The organism is Jutongia huaianensis (assembly GCF_014384985.1).
Classification (GTDB): domain Bacteria; phylum Bacillota; class Clostridia; order Lachnospirales; family Lachnospiraceae; genus Jutongia; species Jutongia huaianensis.
In genome coordinates, this window is sequence record NZ_JACRSX010000012.1 from 72958 (window position 1) to 96534 (window position 23577).

The window sequence follows — 23577 nt, forward strand, 5'->3', positions numbered from 1 at the left end:
GGAGAAAACAACGTATATCGTTAAAGGAAAAGGTTTGAAAAGCATCTGTAAACAGGTGCAAAAGAAAGAAGGTCTGTGAAAGGAGAAATGTGTATGAAGAAATTTTTTAAGCAACGAGGGAAAAAACTGACTGCAGTGGCGACAGCATTTGCATTGTTGTGTACTGTCGGCGTATTGCCGGAGAATGTGCGGCATGCATCTGCAGCGGAGGAAACCGGAAGTAGTCAGGTTGAGGAGCAGGTTCCGGAGGAGGTTCCGGCTTCCGGGGAAGGACTCGCTCTTACCAGGGAGAATTTCCCGGACCGGGTTTTCCGGAGTTATTTACAAGGATATTGGAAAGAATGTGACGAAGATGGTGATGGCAAGTTGTCTGATGAGGAATTGCAAAGCCTGACGATTTTCGAAACAAATGTGAATCAGGATGATGATTCGAGCCCAAAGATAAAAAGCCTCCGGGGAATTGAGAAACTAAAATATTTAGAAGAAGTGAAGGTATACGGCAACAGTATTCGCGGGGCATTAGATATCAGCGATTTATCTGCTCTGACGCGTCTTGAGTGTGGCGGAAATAAGATTACGTCTATTGTTTTGCCGGAGGAGAGCAGATTAAAGGTATTGGAATGCTCCTTGGATCCGATCACATTTCTGGATCTTAAAGGACAGACAGAACTGGAAGAGTTAGCTTGTCCAATGTCTTCTCTCAAAACCCTGGATCTTACGAACCAGACAAAGCTTGAATGGCTGAATGTAGGTAGCAGTGCGCTTACCAGTCTTATTTTGCCGGATCACGAATTAATATATGGAAAAGAATGTAGTACGATTATGGCAGACCTGACACAGGATTATGTTGACTTCAATGATTCGACAGTTTTTCCGGGCTTTGATCTGAAACGGGTTCAGAACATACAGTTAAAAAAGGCCGGAGAGGAACCGGAGAAACTTTCCATGGACACATTAAAGGAGAAAAATTTCCGGATTGAAAGGTTGAATTTGGGGGATGAGATCACCTATACCTATAATTGTGCCGCAGATCCTTCCAAGGATCCGATCAATATTGAATTTTCGTTACGTGTGGGGGCTGTTAGTTGGAGGAATCCTTATCCTCCGGCTTCCGGGGAGGGTCTGTATCCTCCGGAGTATGAAGAGGATCAAAAAATGTATTACGCTTCACCTCTGATCAAAAAACTGGGTGATATCACACTGATGGAGGGATGGCAGTGGGAGGAAGGAACCGACACAGCAAAAAAGATAGAAGCAGGAAAGCTGACGACTGCTGCAGCCATATACACAGCACAGGATGCTTATTATTATAGATCAAGTAAGTTAAATGCTGAAATTTCCATATGGGGCTGTACCCATCCTTCGGAAAGCGTCATACATCATGAGGCCAAGGCACCGACGCTCACAGAGAAGGGCAATATCGAATATTACGAATGTGAAGATTGTGGCGATTGTTACACACAGCCGGATGATTTTAGCAGCATTTTATCCAAAGAGGAGACAGAGCTTCCGATCCTTTATCTGGCTGATGATGTGGAAAGCACCGAAAGCCGGATCGGTTACGGACAGGAAATCGATGAGCGGGATATTTTCAAAGTAAAGTGGAATGAGAATTCAGGGATAACACCGGTTTATATCCAATCCATGGAGATTGAAAATGTTATCTATCAGAAGGATGAAAATGCTGACAAGGAAGTGATCTCTGATAATAGCGGCTTTATTGCGTATATCCCTGGGGCGGGCTCAGATATTTCCGTTTCCAAGGAGGACCCGAAGAAATCACTGGGAGGCTTATGCTATTACAGCGAGAAGGGTTTACCAAAGCCGGGGAAATATTTCTTGGATGTGGCACTGTATGTTTCGGCATCGTCCAGTGAATCGGAGCAGGCTCAGAGACAGAAGATTTCACTCCAACGGACAATTATTATAGAGAAACGGAAAGATACTCCGGGGATGCCGGATGCTTCTATGAAAGTGCCATATACTACTAACGTAGTGGGGCAGATTTCGCTGAAGGAGAATTGGAAATGGGCATCCGGAGACAGCGAAAAGGCATTGGCGGTAGGAGAAGCCGTGACGGTTACTGCAGAGTATATCGGAACAGATGCAGATCTGTATGAAAATACGGTGCAGGAAGTAATCATTACCAGACTGGCTTGCGATCATCCGGAGGATAAGCTGGAGTTGCGAAATAAGAAGGATAATGTATGCGGGAATGGATATACCGGAGATTATTTCTGTACTCAATGTAAAGAAATTGCAAAACAGGGAGAGATGATTCCGGCACATCATGATCTGACTTTAGTTCCGGCAAAGGCAGCCACGGACACAATGCCCGGAAATATGGCATATTATGTGTGCGGTGATTGTGGAAAATGTTTTGAGGATGAAGGTGGCACGAAGGAAACCACAAAGGATAAGGTGACGATTCCGGCATTGGGCACACCGGTACCGAGTGTGACTCCGGTTCCGACATCGAAGGCAACTGCAGAGCCGTCACCGACAAATCATCCGGCAGTCACAGAGGTTCCAACAAAGGAGCCGGTGAAGACCGGGACACCGGCGACAGAAATACCAACAAAAGAACCGGTTAAGACAGGGGACCCGGCGACAGCAGTTCCAACAAAAGAACCTGTTAAGACCGACAACCCGGCGACAGCAGTTCCAACAAAAGAACCTGTTAAGACCGACAACCCGGCGACAGCAGTCCCGACGAAGGAGCCTGCTAAGACAGAGGCACCGACCCGGCAGCCGGTCACAACAGAGCCCGCACCGGCTCCGGTAACCCCGGATCTGCCCACACCGGGTCAGAGCATGGCACCGGAACCGAGCCAGACCCCGGCAGCCGCTGCACCGGCACCGACGCAGACACCACAGTGGACTCCTATGGCGACATCTAAATTAAGCCAAAAGAAACCGGCAAGGAAAGGCAAGCTGATCACGGATTCCAAGGGCAACCGCTATAAAGTAACCAGTTCCAATGTAAAGAATCCGACAGTGACATTCTATTCTGCGAAAATGACTGCCAAAAGGGTCACGATGTCCCGATCTGTCCGGATTGACGGCGTCCGCTATTGTATCACGGCGGTTCGGAGCAGAGCTTTTGAGGGCCATAAGAAGGTGACATGTATCCGGCTTGGAAGCAAGGTCAATAACATTGGGGACAGAGCATTTCGAAATTGTAAAAAGCTGGAGAAGCTTTATATCCAATCCTCCAAATTGAAACCGGAGGACATTGGCGAGCGCGTGTTTGAGAATGTTCCGAAGGACTTGAAGATTTATGTTCCAGAGAAAAAGAAGGACGAATATCGGAAGATGTTCCGGGAAAAGGGATTGGGAAAATTAATTTCGGTTAACTCCATTTAACTTCTAACATTAGATGGTTTACATCTATAAATGAAAAGAAGCCGTATATCGAGATTTTTCTTGATATACGGTTTCTTTGGTATAACAGCTTTCGGAAGGCGGAATGCCGGCTTTGGTTCTGATTGTATCAAAAAGGATCGCAAAGCCTTAATCCATATATTCGAAGAATGGCAGGATGTTGGAAATATACCGGTTCATGATATCGGAAAATTCCCTGAACTGTGCCTCTGTCTGACATTCGCCGTAATCAATGGTATAGGTATATCCGTTGTGAGATCCGATATAGATCATCATCGGGTTTAAATCTTCCATTTCGGAACGGCTGAAGCTGCCTTTCAGACGATGAATGGTAAAGAGTGGCATCCTGGCACCGCCACGTTTGCCAATAAAGGTAACCGTGGATTCACTGCATCCAAAATCCGTGTTTTTGACATCCTTTTGTTCCTTTAGTGTGACAATGGAAGCAACACTTTCCGGCAGTTCCACATAGCATTTGGCTGTGTTACTGCTGAGGCGGATGCGCTCATCATTTGTCTTGCTCTGGTGCAGCGTGATGGTGCGCCCGCCGAAGGTAACACTGGCAATGGTTTTGGTATCCACGATCTGATGGAAACCAATACGTTTGTAGCCTTCTGTTTTTTCGCTGCCCCAGCTTTCGGTCACAATGTCCTCATAGCGGCTGTCAATACGGCTGCCGTCAGTAAACTGGATCATCAGACGGTCTGATTTCTCATATTTATTCCATTCCTTTTCAGTAAAATAGGTCTTTCCCTGTTTCGTGATCTTGTAATGGGCTGTCAGGGAAAGAGGAGAAATCGTGAGATCGGTCCAAAGTCCATGGGAATCCATAAGGGATATTTTTTTGTCTACTGTGATCTGTTCCGGCTCGGCATTGGTCTGATAATCCCATGAGAGCTTCCAGTCTCCTTCCTGAAGCGTAACAAATTTATTGTGTTCATTGCGATATCCAATGTTTTGCAGGGACAATACAATGTGGCTTCCGTTGATATTGACGTCTTCTCCTTCCCGGTTCACACCGCTCACCAGTAATGGAAATTTGGTGATACCGTTGTCCACGGCACTGCTGTCGATGTCATTGGCTGTGTAATCATAGTTTGCTCCATCCTTGCCTGTAATGGAAAGATCTGTATTCCGGAATGTCAAAGTGTAAGGAACATCCTTTACACCGGAGGCGTCGATCACGGCATAAAATCCCGACTGATCCCCAATGGTCTGTGTGAGATCCAGCTTAATTCCGTTGGATTCTGCGGATGATTCAACATTTGTAGTGAGTTTTTCGGCAGTCTGCTGTGATTTGTTGTCGTAAATATTAAAAAAGTTTTTAATACTGTCATCCAGGCCAAAGGCGGCAAATGCAGTAGCCCCCACCATACAGACAACGCATGCGGCTGCGGCGGCAGCCAATGGTTTGTAATATTTTCTCCAAAAAGACGGATGTTTTACTACCTTAGACTCTGCTTTTGTTTCCCCCTGAATTTTCTGCATCGTCTTCTGGTGGATCCGCTGAATTTCTTCTTCTGTCAATGAAATTTCTTCCCCTTCCCTATCCGCATGATACTGTGGCATTTCCTGTAATAAATCTTCTATATTTTTCATAAGGCACTCCTTTCTGGCTGCATTGAAATCCCCGGTTTCTGCAGTCTCACAAATGGCAGTTTCAGGCGACATCCACGCCGCACCGGATCAACTGATATAAAACAGCATATTCCGACCGGCAGATGATCTGTTCCTCCACATTTTCCCCCGATACCAGCTCACCGGCGGTATCAATATCCTGTACAGGCTGTTTCTTTGCCAGGCTGCGCCGGCGGTTGAGTGCCGTGCGTCTTGCGATTCCATATAAATATTCTTTCAGTCCGTGACCTTCGATCAATTGGATCTTATCCTTGGACTGCCACAGTCCCACAAAGGTGTCGGATACGGTTTCTTCGATATCCTCTTTGCTGTATCCGGACAATATGGAGCGGCAGATCGTTTTCACTGCGGATCCGTATTGTCTGATGACCAGCTCCATGCCAAGTGAAACGTCTTCGTTCAGGCAATTAAGCAGCTCCCGTTCTTCCATTTGTTTTCCCCCTTTATCCTGCTCTTGAAAGATCTTTCACTTATCTATTGGTCAGGAAGCACTCAAATCACTCATATTATTTTAAAAAATATCACGCATAATGATACTCCTGTCGTTTCCGGATGAGGAAGGTTATAGTGACAAACAGAGTCAGCAGCTCTGCAGTGGCAACGGACAGCCAGATTCCGTTGATGCCGAAAAAGACAGGAAGTATAAATACAACTCCAAGCTGGAATACCAGTGTCCGCAGGAAGGAGATAACTGCGGAGATCAGTCCGTTATTCAGTGCCGTAAAGAAGGACGAACCGAAAATATTGAAGCCGTTGATCAGGAAGGTAACGCAGAACAGACGGAAGCCGGTATAGGTCATTTGGAATAACTCTTTATCATAGCCAACGAAAATACGGGCGATCGGGGAGGCGATGATCTGCGCAGTAATGGTCAGAAGAATGCCGCAGATGCTCACCAGAGTGAGACTTTTGCGGAACAGATTTTTTAACTCATCATGGTTTCCGGCTCCGTAGTGATAGCTGACGATCGGGGCACTGCCGATGGAATAGCCAAAAAAGACGGCAGCAAATATAAAGTTAGCATACATGATCGTGCCATAGGCGGCCACACCGTTTTCTCCGGCAAGTTTCATAAGCTGCAGGTTATACATGGCACCGACGATAGAGTTGGAAAGATTTGTCATCAGCTCGGAGGAACCGTTGGTACAGGCCTTGAGCAGAACTTTTCCATCAAAATGTGTTTTGCCCAGATGGAGGATTGCTTCTTTGCGGCGTGCAAAATAGAGTATCGGGAAGAAGCCGCCGATCAGCTCGCCACAGGAGGTAGCAATGGCTGCTCCCGCAATGCCCCAGCCAAACACGGCGATAAACAGGTAGTCAAGAACAATATTGGTGATGCCGGCGATAACGATTACGGCAAGTCCAAGTTTTGGTTTTTCTGCGGCAACAAAAAAGCTCTGGAAAGCATTCTGCAGCATAAAAGGAGCAAGTGTGATAAAGCCAAGTCTGCCATAGATCGTGCAGTTACGGAGAAGCTCACCATCTGCCCCCAAAAGCCTTGCCACGGCGGGAGTCAGGGCGATACCGGCAATACTCAGGAGCACGCCGCCAAGAGCGGTAATATATACCAGCATGGAGAAATACTCACTTGCTTTCTGTTTTTTTCCTTCCCCCAGAGTCTTTGCGACGATGGCACTTCCTCCGGTACCCATCATAAATCCCAGGGCAGATAATGCCATAATAAACGGGGAGATCAGGTTGATGGCAGCAAAGGCGGTCTTTCCTACATAATTGGATACAAAAAGTCCGTCGATCACCACATAGATCGAGGTGAAGATCATCATGATCACCGATGGATAGACAAATAATAAAAGTTTTTTAAACGTAAAATGTTCGGATAATTGTATTTTCATTTTATTCCTTTCTGCGGATATTCAGAAATTCATTCCGCAATGCGATATTATATTTTTGGTAGAGTTTAAGAATCTGCTCACATTCCTCGGAGGTCAGGGCATCTAATGCCTTGTTTTCTGCTTTGATCACGGGATAGATCTTTTCCTGCATCACATGCTGTCCATCATCCGTGAGAAAGATCTGCATGCTCCGGCCTTTTCCGGGAACCAGTTTGATCCATCCTTCCTTCTCCAGCTTTCGGATGGAGGAGTTGATGGTCTGCTTTGGAATGCATGAGGTCTTGCAGATATCCCGCTGGAGACAGCCGTCTCCCAGCATAAAAATACCGTATAAAATGTCAAATGCACTGTCCGACAGGGAGGTGTTGAGAGCAGCTTCGTGGTAAAGGTCATCCAGCTCCTTGTAGAGGTGGTTGAATTCCATCTGAATCTTGCTCATATATGGTTTTGAGGGTGTTTTCATATGCACCATCCTTTCTGAAATAAGTCTGATTTCGTACTTGAGAATATATTATAGTCCGATTTCGTACTCACGTCAAGAGGGGGCAAATTTCCCCGGATTCCCTGTGCTTTTTTCTTGCTATCTTTATGCTGAAATGGTACTATTATCTTTGGATAAAATTTAAGATAAGAGGTACAGTAAAAACTATGAAAAATTCAAATGAACCAATTTACGATGCACGTAAACTTGGAATTCCCAAAATGATGATCTTGGGAATCCAGCACATGTTTGCCATGTTTGGTGCGACTATCCTTGTACCGATTCTTGTGGCAGGCTATTTCCAGGAGGCATGTGGTGAGCCGCTGTCCCGTGGACTGACGGTTTCTGTTACTTTGTTCTGTGCCGGATTTGGTACACTGATCTTTCATCTCTGTTCCAGATTTAAGGTGCCGGCATTCTTAGGTTCTTCCTTTGCATTCCTCGGTGGATTTTATACCGTGGCAAATCTGAAGGATGGAATTTATGCCAATATGAATGTCAACGATAAGGTGGCATATGCCTGTGGCGGCATTGTGATAGCCGGATTGTTATATCTTGTGGTTGCCCTGATCTTTAAGCTTGTGGGTGTCAACCGTGTAATGAAATTCCTTCCACCGGTTGTTACGGGACCGATCATTATCTGCATCGGACTGTCTCTGGCGCCATCAGCAGTAAGTAACGCTTCCACCAACTGGCTGATCGCATTTGTGGCATTGGCCGTGATCATTATTTTTAATATCTGGGGCAAGGGCATGTTCAAGATCATTCCGATTCTGATGGGTGTCCTGATCTCCTATGTATTCGCATTGATCCTGAATGCCTGCGGTGTTACAAATCCGGATGGCTCTGCCATTTTGAATTTTGCTTCTGTGTCTTCTGCAAAATGGGTTGGACTTCCGCCATTCCAGATCTGTAAGTTTGATGTAACGGCGATTCTTGTTATGGCGCCGATCGCCATTGCTACCATGATGGAGCATGTGGGTGATATGTCCGCAATTTCGGCCACAGTCGGTAAGAATTATATTGAAGATCCCGGTCTTCACCGTACTCTGATGGGAGACGGTATTGCCACTGCATTTGCAGGCTTTATCGGTGGTCCTGCTAATACAACATATGGAGAGAATACCGGAGTGCTGGAGCTTTCCAAGGTATATGATCCGAGAGTGATCCGTATCGCAGCGGCACTTGCGATCGTTCTTTCCTTTATTCCAAAGTTCTCTGCTATTATTTCAACGATGCCATCGGCGATCATCGGAGGCGTATCCTTTATGCTTTACGGTATGATCTCAGCTATCGGTGTTCGAAATGTCGTAGAAAACAGGGTTGATCTGACAAAATCAAGAAACCTGATCATTGCAGGTGTTATCTTTGTATGTGGTCTGGGCTTTTCCGACGGACTTACCTTTCATGTAGCAGGTACATCTGTTACGTTGACTGCTCTGGCGGTTGCAGCTATCGCCGGTATCCTTCTCAATGCGATCCTGCCGGGCAATGATTACAGCTTTGGCAAGCATCCGGAGGGAGACAGAAGCCGTGGCGTTTATGTGATGAACAGCGATGACGAGACAGAGGACGAGGAGTAACAGCTCCGATTATTGTACCGCTCCGGTGGTAATAATAAAGTATAAAATATTTTTGTGCTTTTAATAAAACAAAACATAATTTCGTGATTTTATATAAATAACAGAAAGGAAGATACTATGATCAAATCAGAAAATATTGTTATTTTTGAGCACCCGTTAATTCAGCATAAAATTTCTCTTTTGAGAGATAAGGCAACAGGAACCAATGAATTCCGTAAGCTGGTTGATGAGATCGCAATGCTGGAAGGTTTTGAGGCACTTTCTGACCTGCCGGTAGAGGATGTGGAGATCGAGACACCGATCGAGAAGTGCAAGACACCGATGATCGCCGGCCGTAAGCTTGCTGTTGTGCCGATCCTTCGTGCCGGTCTCGGTATGGTATCCGGTATTCTGGCTCTGGTTCCAAACGCAAAGGTGGGTCATATCGGAATGTATCGTGATGAGGAGACGCATCAGCCACAGGAATATTACTGTAAGCTGCCGGATCCTATCGAGGAGAGATTGATCGTTGTCTGTGACCCGATGCTGGCAACCGGTGGTTCTGCTGTTGATGCTATCGACCAGATCAAAAAGCACGGCGGCAAAAATATCAAATTTATGTGTATTATCGCAGCTCCGGAGGGACTGGAGAAGCTTCATAAAGCACATCCGGATGTGCAGATCTATGTGGGTCATCTGGACCGTCAGCTCAATGAGGATGCTTATATCTGTCCGGGTCTTGGAGATGCCGGCGACCGTATTTTCGGTACGAAATAATATTATCCTTGTTCCTTCATCTGTCGAAGCTCCGGCAGAATGGTTGCAAGCATAACGACAAAACAAAGCGTGCCGCCGATCACATTGGAGACCGGTTCCGCAAGGAAAACTCCGTTGGTGCCTAGATGAAATGTGTAGGGCAGCAGATAGGTCAGCGGCACGACAATAATAACCTTACGAAGCAGGGAGAAGAAAATCGCCTGCTTCTTTTTATTGAGGGATTTAAAAATGGTCTGACCCGTATATTGGAGAAGCATAAAGATAAAAGCAGCGAAATACAGCTTCATAGCGGGAACAGCATCCTTCCAAAGCTCCTGGTCGGAACTGAAAATGTGGATCAGGAAACGCGGTTTGGTCAGGATCAATCCCCACATCAGGACAGAATAGACCAATGCCATGATTCCCATGGTCATGGCGGCACGGATCACGCGGTCCGGGCGGCGGGCTCCGTAATTATAGCTGATGATGGGAGAGGAGCCTTCGGTGATGGCAAGAATTGGTGTCTCAACCATCTGCCGGACACTGGAAATGATCGTCATGACAGAAACATACAGATCTCCGCCGGTATGGGAGAGAACATTATTACAGCAGATGGAAACAAGGCTGTTGGTAAGCTGCATTACGAAGCCGGAGGTTCCGAGGCTGACAATATTTTTGGCGTATTGCCAGGAGCCGGGCAGTTCTTTATGCTGTAGCAGACGAACCCGGATCTCGGCCTTTTTCATCAGGAAAGATAATACAAATCCGGCAGAAAGGCATTGCGAGATCACGGTTGCAATGGCGGCGCCTTTGATGCCAAGATGCAATGCGAAGATAAAGATAGGATCTAAAATGAGATTGGCAACGGCACCGATGGTAATGGAAAGCATACCGGTGGTTGCATAGCCCTGTGCATTGATAAAGGGGTTTAATCCCGTGGCAGCCATGGAGGGAAAGGTGCCCAGCAGATAGATCATCATATAAGGGCAGACATATACCAGGGCGGCCTCGGAAGCCCCAAAAAGCTTCAGCAAAGGTTCGGCAAATACAAGACCAAGGATCGTTAAAAGAACAGCACATCCACACAGCATAGTATAAGAGGTGTTCATGATCCTTCCGGCCTTCCGGTCATGACCCATACCCCGCTGGATTGCGAAAAGCGGGGCACCACCACCGCCCAACAGATTGCTGAATGCAGTTATGATAATGATCACAGGGAAGCACAGACCAACTGCACCGAGGGCGGTGCTGCCGATGCCAGGAATCCGTGCGATATAGATGCGGTCCACAATGTTGTACAGCAGGCTCAGTACCTGCGCTGCCAGCATAGGAACCGCTGCGTTAATAATATTGCCGGTGATAGTACCGTTTTCAAAATCTATTTGTTTCATATCAGTCATCAAACCTTTCAAAAAGTCTGTCAATGCTAAGGGGAAGACGAATGTAATTGCAAAGTAAAGTATAGTCACTTTTTACCAGAAATTCAACTGATCCGGGGATTGGCTTGAAAAAATGCACAAAACTGGTAAAATGGACAAAAAGAAAATGCGGAAACCGGAGGAAAAGCCGATGAATGAGATAAAAAATAATAACGATTCAAATAAAATAAAAATACAGGATAACAGGAGGATGCTCCGGATCGTGTTGCCTTTGATCCTGGCGCTGATCTCTATGTTGGTGCTGACAAGGATCTCCACATCCAGGGATTTCCATGCAAAGACCATTGCATCATTGGATGATAAGAAATCTACAGTGATGGAGCTGACTGCGGCTTCTACTGCGGCATCAGCTGCATTAACACTTCTGCCGGGAGATACCGCAACGCCGATCGCGGAGAAGCTGGCAGACCTGAGCACGTATTTTCTGATTGTTTTGTGTGCCATTTATGTCGAGAAATATCTTGTCACGATGACAGGATATGCCGCTTTTCTCATATTGATCCCTCTGGGGTGTATAATGTATGCGGCAGGCATTGGCTTCGGGCGTCATACCTGGGAGCGGATCGCCAGAAAGCTGGCATTGTTTGGGATTGCGATTGCACTGGTGATCCCAGTGAGCGTTAAGGTGTCGGATCTGATCGAGCATACTTATCAGTCCTCCATACAGGAAACGGTGGATGCCGCCAAGAAAGCAACACAGGAAATCCAGAGCAGCAGCGAGGGGCAGCAGGACAGTGACAGCAGTGATAACCGTGGTGTTTTGTCCGGAATCATTTCCGGAATTAAAAATGGTGTGTCCGATATTTCGGACAAAGTAGAATCTGTTCTGAATAACTTTATTGAGGCACTGGCAGTTATGCTGGTGACATCATGTGTGATTCCGGTACTGGTGCTGGTGTTCTTCTTCTGGCTGGCAAAAAGTATGCTGGGGACTGTGCCGCGGGAGTGAAAATCATCTATTTTCTGAATTTGCAGCAATTATAAGGTTTCATATTTATTGGACAAAATCAATATCGAAAGGTACGGTTACAGATATGGAACAGAATTTAACGACAGGAAAAATTGGAAAGACGATCGCATATTTTGCATTGCCATATCTTTTGTCTTATTTTCTGCAGACGCTATACGGGATGGCAGACCTGTTTATCATAGGCCGGTTTGGGGGAGTGGATGGTATTACGGCAGTCTCCAACGGCGGTCAGGTTATGCATATGCTGACTGTGATCATCGTGGGACTTGCCATGGGAACCACTGTGACCATAGGAAAGTCCGTAGGAGCCGGAAAGCTGGAGGACGCATCGGAGTCCATTGGCAATACAGTGACATTTTTTATGGGATTATCTTTTGTGTTTATGGCGGCTTTGATCTTTCTGGTAAAACCGATTGTGATGTTGATCGGGATTCCTGCGGAGGCGGTAGCCGGGACGAGGCAATATCTTCTGGTATGTTTTATCGGTATTCCGTTTATTACGGCATACAATATTATCAGCGCGATCTTCCGGGGACTTGGTGATTCCAAAAGTCCTATGTACTTCATTGCGATTGCATGTGTGGCAAATATTCTGTTAGATTATCTGTTTATTGGATACTTTGGAATGGGACCTGTGGGTGCTGCGCTTGGAACCACCCTGGCCCAGACCTTCAGCGTCATAATGGCATTGTTTGCAATCCGCCGGAAGCAGACGGGGATTCATTTGACCGGCCGGCAGTTTAAGATCAAAGGAGATGTTCTGGGGCAGATCCTGAAAATCGGTATTCCGGTGGCGGTACAGGATGGCTGTATCCAGATTGCGTTTATCGTGATCAGCGTGATTGCAAATCACAGGGGCTTGAATGATGCGGCGGCAGTAGGTGTTGTGGAGAAAATGATCGGAATGATATTTATCGTCCCGTCCTCTATGCTGGCAACGGTATCGGCATTGTCGGCGCAGAATATTGGAGCGGGAAAGCACGACCGGGTACAGAAGATTCTTCGGTACGCTCTTATGACGACAACGATTTACGGTATTGTTATGGTGGTTTTGGTGGAGCTGTTTTCCAGACAGGTGGTGGGAGCGTTTACCGCAGATGCGGCAGTGATCCTGCTGGGAAGTCAGTATATCAGTTCTTATATTATTGATACGATCTTTGCCGGAATTCATTTTTGTTTTACCGGATATTTCTGTGCGTATGGCAAGTCGTATCTTGGGTTTATCCATAATATTTTATCAATCCTGCTCATGAGAATTCCGGGCTCCTATCTGGCATCCAGGATGTATCCGGATACATTGTTCCCTATGGGATTTGCAGCACCGGCAGGGTCTCTGTTGTCCATTGTGATCTGTTTGATCGCGTATGTATGGACGAGAAAAGAAAAGAAAGGATGAGAGATATGAGAGCTTATGGACGTTTTATGAAAAATACAGCGGCACTGCTTCTGCTTCTGGCATTGCTGTCGCTTTTACTGCCTTTCTGCCGTTTTCAGGCAAAAGGACAGGATATGACGCTGTCCGGTGTGGAGGTGCTCACGGCAGGAGGAAAGGCAGGGTACACCTATTTGCAGCAGGGTGGCGTACCGGACGATTTCGTGCTGAAAGCACCATTTACATGGGGTGATGTGAAGGAAGGCATACATTATGCAGACCAGACAGGCAATTCCAATCTGCTGGTGGCTGCGGGAGTGGCGGTTTGTCTGCCGGTAATACTTTGCTTTCTTGCTATGTGTATGCTGTTTCTGGCAGAAGGAAAAAAGACCGTGGTACTGCCTACTATATTTACAGCGGCGGTCACAGCAGAGCTTTTGGTTGTTCTGGCAGGTTTTACGGCGATTCACCCGTTTCTGCTGGCGGGAGTCTATCTGTTTGCGCTGTTCCATATTATGGCGTTGATATTGATCCTGTTTGGCTGGACATTGGGGGGCTATCGTGAGCCAAAGCAGAAGAAGCGCGGCAAAGACGGGGCAGACCGGGAGAAAAACGAGGACCGTGACCGGAAAAAATCCCGTGACCATAGCCGCAGAAATAAGAAATCTAAGCGGAAAAAGAAACGCCGTTCTTCCAAAGATTCCAAAAAGAAGGATGATAAGAAAGACAAAAGCAGCGAAAAAAATAGCAAAAAAAACAGAAAGAAGAACGAGGATCAGGACGAAAAGAATTCGCAGGATCAGAAGCAAAGAGAACAGGAAAATAGCAGGAAAGGAATCCAAGCGGCAGGAAGCGTCGGTGAAGGAACCGGTATTTACAGTGGACTTTCGTGGAATTTAACGGAGGGGAAATCCTCTGCGGTAACGATCGGCACTACACCGGAGGCCATGAGAGGGATAGAAACGGGAAGTATGAAAGCGGCAGGGCAGATCGCAGATCACAACTGCCAGATCATTTATCATGCGGGGGATGGAAGCTATACTGTGGCAAGTCATGCGGCAGAGAATATCGAGCTATGGCAGGGTGGCAGAATATTAAAACAGCTTCAAAATGGAGAACGTGTACGGGTTTCGGGACAGACCAGACTGGAGGTGGGAAGGGAACATTTTCTATGGTTAAAATAAAGGATATGTGAATATTATATTTGATCGCAAAAATGCGGGGGATTACGATTTGGAATTTGATAAAATTATATTGGAAAAACTCTTCCTGCTTTTTATATTTTGCGTTTATATGCCGATATACTATCTATAAGGAAATCAGGGAGGATTCTATATGAAGAAAAAATCAATATCAACCCTGCTGGCTGTGCTGCTGTTTTTGACAGCGATATTGTCGCCGTGTCAGATGGATACGGCATCTGCGGCAGCAAAGATCAGGGTATCCAAAACAAAGGTTACAGTTGTAAAGGGAGATCGCATTACGATCAAGGCCAAGAACACCGGGACAAGGAAGATCAAAGCCAAGGTATCCGATCGAAAAATTGCTTCGGTAAAGGTGATCAAAAAGAAAATTCGGATTACCGGGAAAAAGCCGGGAAAGACAAATATTACGTTGACTGCATATCCTATGAAAAAGTGTGTGGTCAAAGTAGTCGTTATACCGGACGAAGAGGGAGAGGTTGAGGTCGTTATTCCGACAAAAGCTCCGACGAAAAGACCGTCGGCAAGTCCATATGTCAGAGTGACCACAAAACCAACCACAAAACCAACCATAAAGCCTTCTGCGAGACCATCACAGCTCCCGGGTATAGAGCCGGGAGTGACGGCATCGGCAGAACCAGACCGGAGCGCAAAACCGGCAGAGACAGTGGCACCGACAAAGAAACCGGGGACACCAGAGCAGCCGGAAGCGTCTGTGAAACCAACTCCTACAGAGCTTCCAACTACAGATACCCCGGCATCCAGTCCGAAAGCTACAGTCACACCGGAGCGCACACCAAAAGCAAGCGCAACGGCAAAGCCGGCGAAAACACCGGCAGCTACACCGAAGGTAAGCGCAACGGCAAAGCCGGCGAAAACACCGGCAGCCACACCGAAGGCAAGTGCAACGGTAAAGCCTGCGACGACACCGGCAGCTACGCCAAAGGCAAGTGCAACACCAAAGCCGACAACGACTCCGTCAGCTACACCAAAAGCGAGTGCGACGGCAGATCCAATCATAACAGCAAAGCCGACCATCACACCGACAGTCAGTGCAACGACGACACCGACCGATGTCCCGGCGGCTACGTTGCAAACGACACGTCTCTGCTTTGCGGAAAAATCTCTATATATTGGAGAGAGTACGGAGGCACTGCAGGCGGATTGGGGAGAACCGGAGCGTATCGATCCACTGCCGCAGACAAATATGACGGCATATATTTATAATGGTAACAGTACCACGGAACCATATCTTCTGGTTGGCATCAAGGATCAGAAGGTTGCTTCTTATTTCACGATTGGAAAGGGCTTTACCGTTTATGATGCTACGGTGAACACAGTGGACGGTACTGCGGCGCAGCAGACAGAGCTGGTGCAGGAGGGCACAGGTGCAGCGTCTATGGTGGATGCCGGATGGAGTGAAAATACAGATAACTTTTACGCCCTGAATAGTGACAAGCAGGAGGCGAAGGAAGGCACGGAGGCATATTACCGTTTAACGGACAATGCTTATATGTATGCGTTCAGTGATTTCTATGATGGGAAAGACAAAGCAGTTTATGGATTTTATGCATTTTCCAAAGACTGCAACAAGTATAAAATGATCTATCGGACGTATATGACATATAATGATGAGATTTTGCGGGCGGCAGAAACACAGGTTTGGGAAATGACAAATGCATATCGGACTTATATGGGGCTTTCCAATCTGCAATGGGAATCAAAAGCGGAGGCGGCAGCCAGAGGTCATAGTCAGGATATGGCAGACAATAATTATTTCCAACACAATAGTCAGGATGGCACAAGATTTTTTGCCCGCCTGCAGGCGGAGGGGATCAGTTACCGCTCGTGCGGCGAGAATATCTGTGCCGGCAGTGGCGATGCAATTTATATGGTGATTGGCTGGATCGGTTCCTCCGGCCACAGAAACGGTATCCTGACCCCAAGCTTTAAATATATTGGAGTCGGTGTCGCATACAATGCTTCTGCCAAATGGCTGGTTTATGCCACACAGGATTTCTGGGGTTAAATAACAAAATGTTGAAATAATAAAACACCACGATCTGGAGAGTTAAAAAGATATTCTTTATAACAACTTCAAACCGTGGTGTTTTTGATATAAGAAAGTTTGAGTTACCAATATTTCGACAATTGCCAGCGGCTGGTTTACTGATGCTCCTCAACATATTTCATCAGGAACGGATCGTCCTCCGGCATCTGACAGCCCACAATGTAATGTCCCTCGTTATTAGAACAGCGGATAATACGTCCTTCCAGCAGGCTATGGGATGGAACTTCAAAATGCTGGATCTGCAGGGTGATCCTTGTACCCTTTGCAGTAGCAAAGAAAGCGGCGTCTGTAGTAAAGGCAAAACCGTTTCCGCTGATATTGTCCAGCCTGCCTGTAAACTCCTGTCCGGTTTCCGGGACAGTGATGAGACAGTCGTTATTGATATCCATACGAGGATATTTACGGCGGTTATTGATCTTTGGACGGGAACTGATCTGTATCTGATAAATTCCATTATTGTCCGGGAAGATCTTTGCTTTATCCCAGCAGTAAAGGACATTGCCTACTGTAACCTGTATGTGGCAAGGTGTGGTTTCCGTGATTCTGGCAGAGGTAGGGAGTGTGATCGAGATGCCCCGCGGTGTTTCCTCCACAAGCTCGCCATGGTATGTGTTGTTTGATGTATCATCAGGAGAGACGATCACCTTCATACCGGGTGTCAGATCCTCCAGTCCCATAAATCCGCCAATGCCAAGCTCGCACATCAGGGCTTCAACGACATTTTCAATTGTGTCGATATTGACGGCAGTTTCATCGTATTTACTTAACATTTTGTGACAGATTTCATTGGAATCCGCAATGCCGGAGGTCATGTCCTCTACGGTCGCGGATACCTGTCCCATATTTGTTACAAGCTGATGGTTTGACTGCTCCACCCGTTTCATTGCATCATCAATGGTATGTATGTGTTTCTCGATCTCCGTGGAATCTGCGGTAATAGTGGTTACACTTTCATTCGTCTTGGATACCTTCTGGAGTATATCCTGGATCAGATGAAGGGTATTTTCAATCGCATTTGTCATACAGTCGGAGGTTCCTTCCAGACGGATCAGCGCCTCCTGGATCTGGCCGGAGGATTCTTTAGTCTCAGCACTTAAGGTACGGATCTGATCTGCAACAACGGCAAAGCCCTTGCCGGCTTCTCCGGCTCTGGCTGCCTCAATGGAAGCGTTTAATGCCAGCAGATTTGTCTGGTTGTTGATCTTTTCGATGGTTCCGGTTTCCTCCTTCACCATTTCGAACTCTGTCTTAAATGCCTGCAATGTCTGTTCCGTTTCGGAGGAAAGTTCGGACATGGTCTGTGTGGTCTGCAGCAGACTATTTAAGTCAACGGAGCTGTTTTTGGCGTGAGTGCCGGACTCATCGATCAGTGTTACCACTTCTCCGATCATGACAGCAATCTGCTGTACCTGTGAGCTGATATCAGAGGTCATATCCACAGAGGAGCTTGTCGTATCCTGCAGATTTGTTTTGTTGTCGTTGAGAGTATCCATCCGGGAAGCAACAATATCAGCTCCGTGTTTGTTCTCGCCGGCAAGCTCCCGGACTACGATCACGCCGTCCATAATGGAATTGCTGGCTGTTTTTACCTTCTCTACGGTAGTGATCACGCGGTGAAGATCATTTTTGATGCTGTCAGTCATAGCGCCGTCCGATTCATTCAGATGGCGGATGGACATGCCGTAGCAGATATAACAAAGGATAATGCAGGAAAGCTCCAGCTGATAGTCCTTCATATTGGTGGCAGAATTCATACCCAGCACCATGTAGCGGTATACGGAGCTTCCGATAATGATAATGGCATTGACAATACCGCAGTACCGCATAAACAGCTGATCCTTATAGATCACCAGAAGACTTGTCACCGGCAGTATATAAGTAAATGCGATCGGTGATGATGTGGTACTGATCACATAGGTATAGAAGATACCGTAGCCAATGACCAGATCAAATTTGTAACGGGTGGTATCCCAACCCCTGACCCGGAGCAGGATCTCTCCGGCAATAAACGGAATCCAGCATAATGCCAGAAATGTCAGATAATAACCGGCACTGTACAGCCCATGGGAAAAGTCAGAACCATAATTGGCAGATAAGAGAATGGCAAAGATCAACCAGATCTTACGTGCCTTCCGATTTGCTTTTTCTTTAAATAGTTTTTCGTCGTAATTCATAGAATTTCCTCATTTCTTGTGTGTCACAGCTTTTTAAAATAATCTGTCATTGCATGAAATACTTGTGTGCTTTCCGGCAGCTCCGGTTCAAATGCACTGAAAGCGTGAGTCAGTCGTGGATCATCAGGAAAGTCCATAATTTGGGACTCCATCTGGGCACGGTCCAGTGCCATCTTAAACTGCATGGTATAACGGCGCAGATGGTCTTTGCCGCTGGTGACCAGAAAGCATGGTGGCAGGGATTTCATAATGTCCGGGTGCTCCGGGTTGACATATGGTGCAAACGCAGAGCGGCGGTATTTCGGTCCGTAAAGGTATTTTGGCATAAAAAGCCCGATCTGATCGAATTTGTTCGTATAAAACATACCGCTGATCAGACCAAGTGCCTTCAGAGGTAATGCTGAAGGTGTCACACCGGCGGCTTTTGCAACCTTTGGATTGCGCTGTGCGGCCGTGGCATATACCAGAAGGCATGCACCGCCGCTGTCACCTACGGCATAAACATCAGCGGAATTGCCGCGATATCTGTCCAGTTTCTTCTGAATAAAATCCATCGCCTGAAAAATATCACTGATCTGGTCATAGATCGTGCAGTCCGGGATCAGCCGGTACTCCACATTAAAGACCAGATAACCCAGAGTGCAGAGTCTGGCACAGAAATACTGGTTAAACTCCTTGCTGCCGAGAAGCAGGCCCCCTCCGTGGATATTGATGATCACAGGCCATCCCTCTGCCGGGGAAGTGCCTGACGGCTCCATTATATCCAGACGATGTGCTTTGATACCATCCGTGGCATAGGGAATCCCCTTTGTCATGGTGATATCCTCCGGAAAGGTAAAATGTTTGTTACGATTCTTGTACTTCCGGTAGAAGTCCTCCCGTTGTTTGTAAAATATATTCTCAATTATTTTGCTCATGCTTTACACGCTCTCATTCGTAATTATTCACTTTCTATGATACAGAATTTTTTGTTGATATTCAATCAGAAATTATAAAAAAATATCTAAGAGTGTTAATAAATCGTGCACAAAAAATTATTTATTTCGAATTCCGTTTTGTAAAAATTGTACATAAAATTTGTAAAATCGTATTGCATATTTTGGAGAAGGATGATAATATATTTTTTGTAGCAAAAGAAACAACTCTGTGGGGGAGTTGTTTCAGTAATGTATTGGGCGTGATTAGGATGTGGAAAGACATTTTTTGTGGGGACAAAGGATGTCTTTTTTCTGAGCCAAAAACAGGGAACGATCGTGAAAAACAGTTTATATTTTGTGGGGATTTATCATTGTTTTTTATCGTTTCTTCAGTCCTGTTTTTTGGACAATTACATTTAGAAATTACATTCTGATCAGCCGGGAAGGAGACTTTTATGGCTTTACGAAAAAAAGCAATGGCCATTGTCCTGAGTATGGCAATGGTGGCAACCTCGCTGTCGCTCCCAAATATGACAGCGAAAACAGCAAAAGCTGCCGGAAGCAGCTTTCAGAACCTGAACCAGTCGCAGATCACGGAGGCGATGGGGGTCGGGTACAATCTCGGAAACTCACTGGAGGCCGCAAGTGCAGGCACTCCGAACGAAACAGCCTATGGCAATCCAAAGCTCACAGAGGATCTGGTTCTTGCAGCGAAGGATGCCGGCTTCAAATCAATCCGTATTCCGGTATCTTATCTGAGCATGATCGATGACAATAACGGATACAAGATTGATTCTACATGGCTTGACCGTGTGCAGCAGGTGGTGGATTATTGTGTGGACAATGATATGTATGCCATTGTGAATATGCACGGTGACGGCTACACCACAGTAAACGGCGGATGGCTGTTGTGCGGAAGTGGTGACCAGACAAAGATTAAAGCAAAATACAAAGCATGCTGGGAGCAGATTGCCGATCGTTTCAAAGGTTATGACGAGCATCTGATCTTTGAGTCTATGAACGAGGAGTTTGATGGAACTTACGGAACCCCCGGCAGAAGTGCCTATGCAAATATAAATGCGTACAATCAGATTTTCGTGGATACCGTACGCAGATCCGGCGGTAACAACGATCAGAGATGGCTGTTGATCCCTGGATGGAATACCAATATTGATTATACGGCAGGGGATTATGGCTTTGAAATGCCGACAGATAATTATCTTTCTTCTAATATCGCATCCGGACAGAAAAGAATTATGATCTCTGTTCATTATTATGATCCATGGGATTTCTGTGGTACTGAGTCCGGAGCTGTGACCCAGTGGGGTGACAGTGTCACAGATGCATCCAAGAAACCAGGCTGGGGCGATGAGTCTTATATGGCATCCCAGTTTAAAAAAATGTACACCAAATTTGTTTCCAAGGGATATCCTGTGGTCATTGGAGAGTTTGGTGCCATCAATAAGGAAAATTACGACAGTCAGAATAAGATCTGCCGTGCCGAATATTATCAGAAGGTTTGCTACTATGCAAAGCAGTATGGTATGATTCCGGTTGCATGGGACAACGGTTATAACGGAGAATATGGATTTGCAATTATCGACCGTTATTCCAATAAGGTTGTTCATCAGGAGCTGATGGATGCCATGATGGAGATTTATGGCGGAGATCAGTCTGCAACTGCTACAGGAATTACACTGAATAAATCATCTCTGACTGTTCATATCGGAGATGAGAAGCAACAGCTCACCGCGACGCTGACACCGGCCGACAGCAAGGATAAGGTTGTGTGGAGCTCCAGCGATGAGAGCGTTGCTTCTGTGAACTCCAAGGGACAGGTAACCGCAGTTGGAGCAGGAACCTGCACCATTACAGCGTCTGTGCCTCTGGGATACAAGGCAACCTGTCAGGTGACAGTGCCAAAGGCAGAATATGTACGAGCTAAAATGTATCTGCTGGAAACCGCAAGCTGGCAGTCTGTAATCAGTGATGAGTATGTTGATATTTATTCCGGCGGCGGAGACTTCTCGTTGTCTCTGGAGGCAACCAAGAGCCAGCTGCAGAACATTGGCTCTCTTTACATTAAAGATATCAATGTGGCAGATGATGAGGCCTCAGTATTTAATAAAGCAACGGTAAAGGTAAAATCCTTCGAGATCAATGGACAGAAATATACCATGAAAAATGATACCTTTACCTATGATGTATCACAGAAGGCATCCGATGATGGTCTGATTTGTCCAATCTTTAATTTCTCATTTATTAATGTTTGGGCAAATACCCACATCAATAATGTGACGGTAGAAAATTCAAATTATAAGGCATACTTTAATAATGTAAACTATAAGACGATGAATACCGTTAAGATAAACTTCGAGGTATCCGGAATTGACGGAAATGTAACAGAGCCAACCGCAGCACCAACAGTAGAGCCGACAGTAAAACCAACTGTTGCACCGACAGCAAAACCGACAAAGGCACCAACGGCAAAACCGACAGAAGTACCAACAGTAAAACCGACCGTTGCACCGACAGCAAAACCGACAGAAGTACCAACGGTAGAGCCGACTGTTGCACCGACTGTAAAACCAACAGAGCCTCCGGTGATCACAGGAGAAAAGGTGATCGTATCGAATCTGGCATCCACTTATGCAACTAATGATGCATCATGGCTGATGGATGCAGCAGATGATGATATTGTAACAGTTGTTTATACCTGTACGGATCCTTCTCACGGCAACTGGGGCATTCTCGGCTGGGGAGCGTCGGTAGATGATCAGTGGCAGAACGGTGATAATTATTCAGCCGCAGGCAATGCTGCAGAGAAGATCACCAGAGTATATACAGTTAAAGAGCTGAAAGCATCTTTGAATATTAAGGATAATTCCAATGTATCATATCTCTGCCTGTCTGTATGGAATGGTGGAAAGATTGTGAAGCTTTCCATTGCAGGTAATGGCAGTGAGACACCGGAGCCAACGGTAGAGCCTACTGCAGCACCTACAATTGCACCAACGGTAGAGCCGACCGTTGCACCAACACAGGCACCAACAGTCGCACCTACTACAGAACCGACAGTGGCGCCAACCGTTGCACCTACTACAGCGCCTACTACAGCACCGTCTGACGACAGCAAGGTAACAGGAACCGTGAAACTCACCAGTGACTGGGGCAGCGGCGCAATCGCACAGATCACCCTTACAAATAATTCCGGCGTAAGCTTCACAAACGGCTGGACCGTTGAGTTCACGCTGGACCGTGAGATCACATCTATGTGGAGCGGCGAGTGCACAAGCCTTGGCGGCAATCGTTACCGCATAAGTAATCCGAGCTGGGACGGTAACTGGGCTGCCGGAAAGACCATTACCCTGAATTGTGGTGTTGGCGGTGGAAGTGGCGCACCGGTTATCAGTGATATTGTATTAAAATAGCCTTTCTGTGATAAACAAAAAACCAACAATTTTGCCATAGTATAGTAATAAATAGACGGTGTCTGTAATTTATGATTATAGACACCGTCTATTATTTATTTAAATAAAGTTGTTGAATGTTTTATAATTAAATAGTATTATTGGTGTTAAATTAGTGGCTTATGAGAGCTATTGCACAATAAATATGTTTGTTATATGAAAGGGCGTAAAAGTAATGGATAAATTAAAGAAATTAATCGAACATAATATATTTGTTAAAGTTTTTGGTATTGGAGGGATATTTATTGCAATATGTTATTTTTTATTTACTACAATTTTGCAAACAGA

General features: G+C 46.1%; 15 protein-coding genes. 8 read left to right on the forward strand and 7 right to left on the reverse strand.

Annotated features, from left to right (window positions below; translation table 11 throughout):
• Positions 1 to 93: 93 nt before the first annotated feature.
• Complete coding sequence (locus H8704_RS09400) at positions 94 to 3366, forward strand: leucine-rich repeat protein (protein ID WP_249298093.1); 3273 nt, start codon at positions 94 to 96, stop codon at positions 3364 to 3366.
• A 147-nt stretch (positions 3367 to 3513) separates the two neighbouring features.
• On the opposite strand, the gene H8704_RS09405 is transcribed toward H8704_RS09400, so the two are convergent.
• From H8704_RS09405 to H8704_RS09420, 4 genes are all read right to left on the reverse strand, one after another.
• Entirely contained in the window at positions 3514 to 4983 is a 1470-nt protein-coding gene (locus tag H8704_RS09405; protein WP_249298094.1) for a DUF4179 domain-containing protein, read from the reverse strand.
• A gap of 61 nt (positions 4984 to 5044) precedes the next feature.
• The gene (locus tag H8704_RS09410; protein WP_249298095.1) at positions 5045 to 5452 is read right to left on the reverse strand and encodes an RNA polymerase sigma factor; all 408 of its coding nucleotides are present in this window, start codon (positions 5450 to 5452) and stop codon (positions 5045 to 5047) included.
• A 91-nt stretch (positions 5453 to 5543) separates the two neighbouring features.
• The gene (locus H8704_RS09415; protein ID WP_249298096.1) at positions 5544 to 6875 is read right to left on the reverse strand and encodes an MATE family efflux transporter; all 1332 of its coding nucleotides are present in this window, start codon (positions 6873 to 6875) and stop codon (positions 5544 to 5546) included.
• A 1-nt stretch (position 6876) separates the two neighbouring features.
• Positions 6877 to 7338, reverse strand: a complete 462-nt coding sequence (locus H8704_RS09420; RefSeq protein ID WP_249298097.1) for a MarR family winged helix-turn-helix transcriptional regulator — start codon at positions 7336 to 7338, stop codon at positions 6877 to 6879.
• Positions 7339 to 7523: 185 nt separating this feature from the next.
• Between H8704_RS09420 and H8704_RS09425 the strand changes: the two genes are divergently transcribed.
• Complete coding sequence (locus tag H8704_RS09425) at positions 7524 to 8939, forward strand: uracil-xanthine permease family protein (protein ID WP_249298098.1); 1416 nt, start codon at positions 7524 to 7526, stop codon at positions 8937 to 8939.
• Between the two features lie 117 nt (positions 8940 to 9056).
• Positions 9057 to 9695, forward strand: a complete 639-nt coding sequence (gene upp, locus H8704_RS09430; RefSeq protein WP_022463415.1) for a uracil phosphoribosyltransferase — start codon at positions 9057 to 9059, stop codon at positions 9693 to 9695.
• A gap of 2 nt (positions 9696 to 9697) precedes the next feature.
• On the opposite strand, the gene H8704_RS09435 is transcribed toward upp, so the two are convergent.
• A complete protein-coding gene (locus H8704_RS09435; RefSeq protein WP_249298099.1) occupies positions 9698 to 11065 on the reverse strand; it encodes an MATE family efflux transporter in 1368 nt (455 codons plus the stop codon).
• 178 nt (positions 11066 to 11243) lie between these two features.
• On the opposite strand from H8704_RS09435, the gene H8704_RS09440 reads away from it, so the two are divergent.
• The 4 genes from H8704_RS09440 to H8704_RS09455 all read left to right on the forward strand — a co-directional run bounded on the left by H8704_RS09440 (position 11244) and on the right by H8704_RS09455 (position 16686).
• Positions 11244 to 12062, forward strand: a complete 819-nt coding sequence (locus tag H8704_RS09440; protein ID WP_022463413.1) for a hypothetical protein — start codon at positions 11244 to 11246, stop codon at positions 12060 to 12062.
• 85 nt (positions 12063 to 12147) lie between these two features.
• On the forward strand, positions 12148 to 13479 hold the full coding sequence (locus tag H8704_RS09445) for an MATE family efflux transporter (protein ID WP_249298100.1): 1332 nt from the start codon (positions 12148 to 12150) through the stop codon (positions 13477 to 13479).
• Between the two features lie 5 nt (positions 13480 to 13484).
• Positions 13485 to 14639: a hypothetical protein gene (locus H8704_RS09450; protein ID WP_249298101.1), complete on the forward strand. Its 1155-nt coding sequence runs from the start codon at positions 13485 to 13487 to the stop codon at positions 14637 to 14639.
• Positions 14640 to 14790: 151 nt separating this feature from the next.
• On the forward strand, positions 14791 to 16686 hold the full coding sequence (locus H8704_RS09455; protein WP_249298102.1) for a CAP domain-containing protein: 1896 nt from the start codon (positions 14791 to 14793) through the stop codon (positions 16684 to 16686).
• A gap of 137 nt (positions 16687 to 16823) precedes the next feature.
• On the opposite strand, the gene H8704_RS09460 is transcribed toward H8704_RS09455, so the two are convergent.
• Both H8704_RS09460 and H8704_RS09465 read right to left on the reverse strand, forming a co-directional pair.
• Positions 16824 to 18902: a methyl-accepting chemotaxis protein gene (locus tag H8704_RS09460; protein ID WP_249298103.1), complete on the reverse strand. Its 2079-nt coding sequence runs from the start codon at positions 18900 to 18902 to the stop codon at positions 16824 to 16826.
• Between the two features lie 23 nt (positions 18903 to 18925).
• The gene (locus H8704_RS09465) at positions 18926 to 19819 is read right to left on the reverse strand and encodes an alpha/beta hydrolase (protein ID WP_249298104.1); all 894 of its coding nucleotides are present in this window, start codon (positions 19817 to 19819) and stop codon (positions 18926 to 18928) included.
• Between the two features lie 455 nt (positions 19820 to 20274).
• Between H8704_RS09465 and H8704_RS09470 the strand changes: the two genes are divergently transcribed.
• Entirely contained in the window at positions 20275 to 23250 is a 2976-nt protein-coding gene (locus tag H8704_RS09470; RefSeq protein ID WP_249298105.1) for a cellulase family glycosylhydrolase, read from the forward strand.
• Positions 23251 to 23577 lie beyond the last annotated feature (327 nt).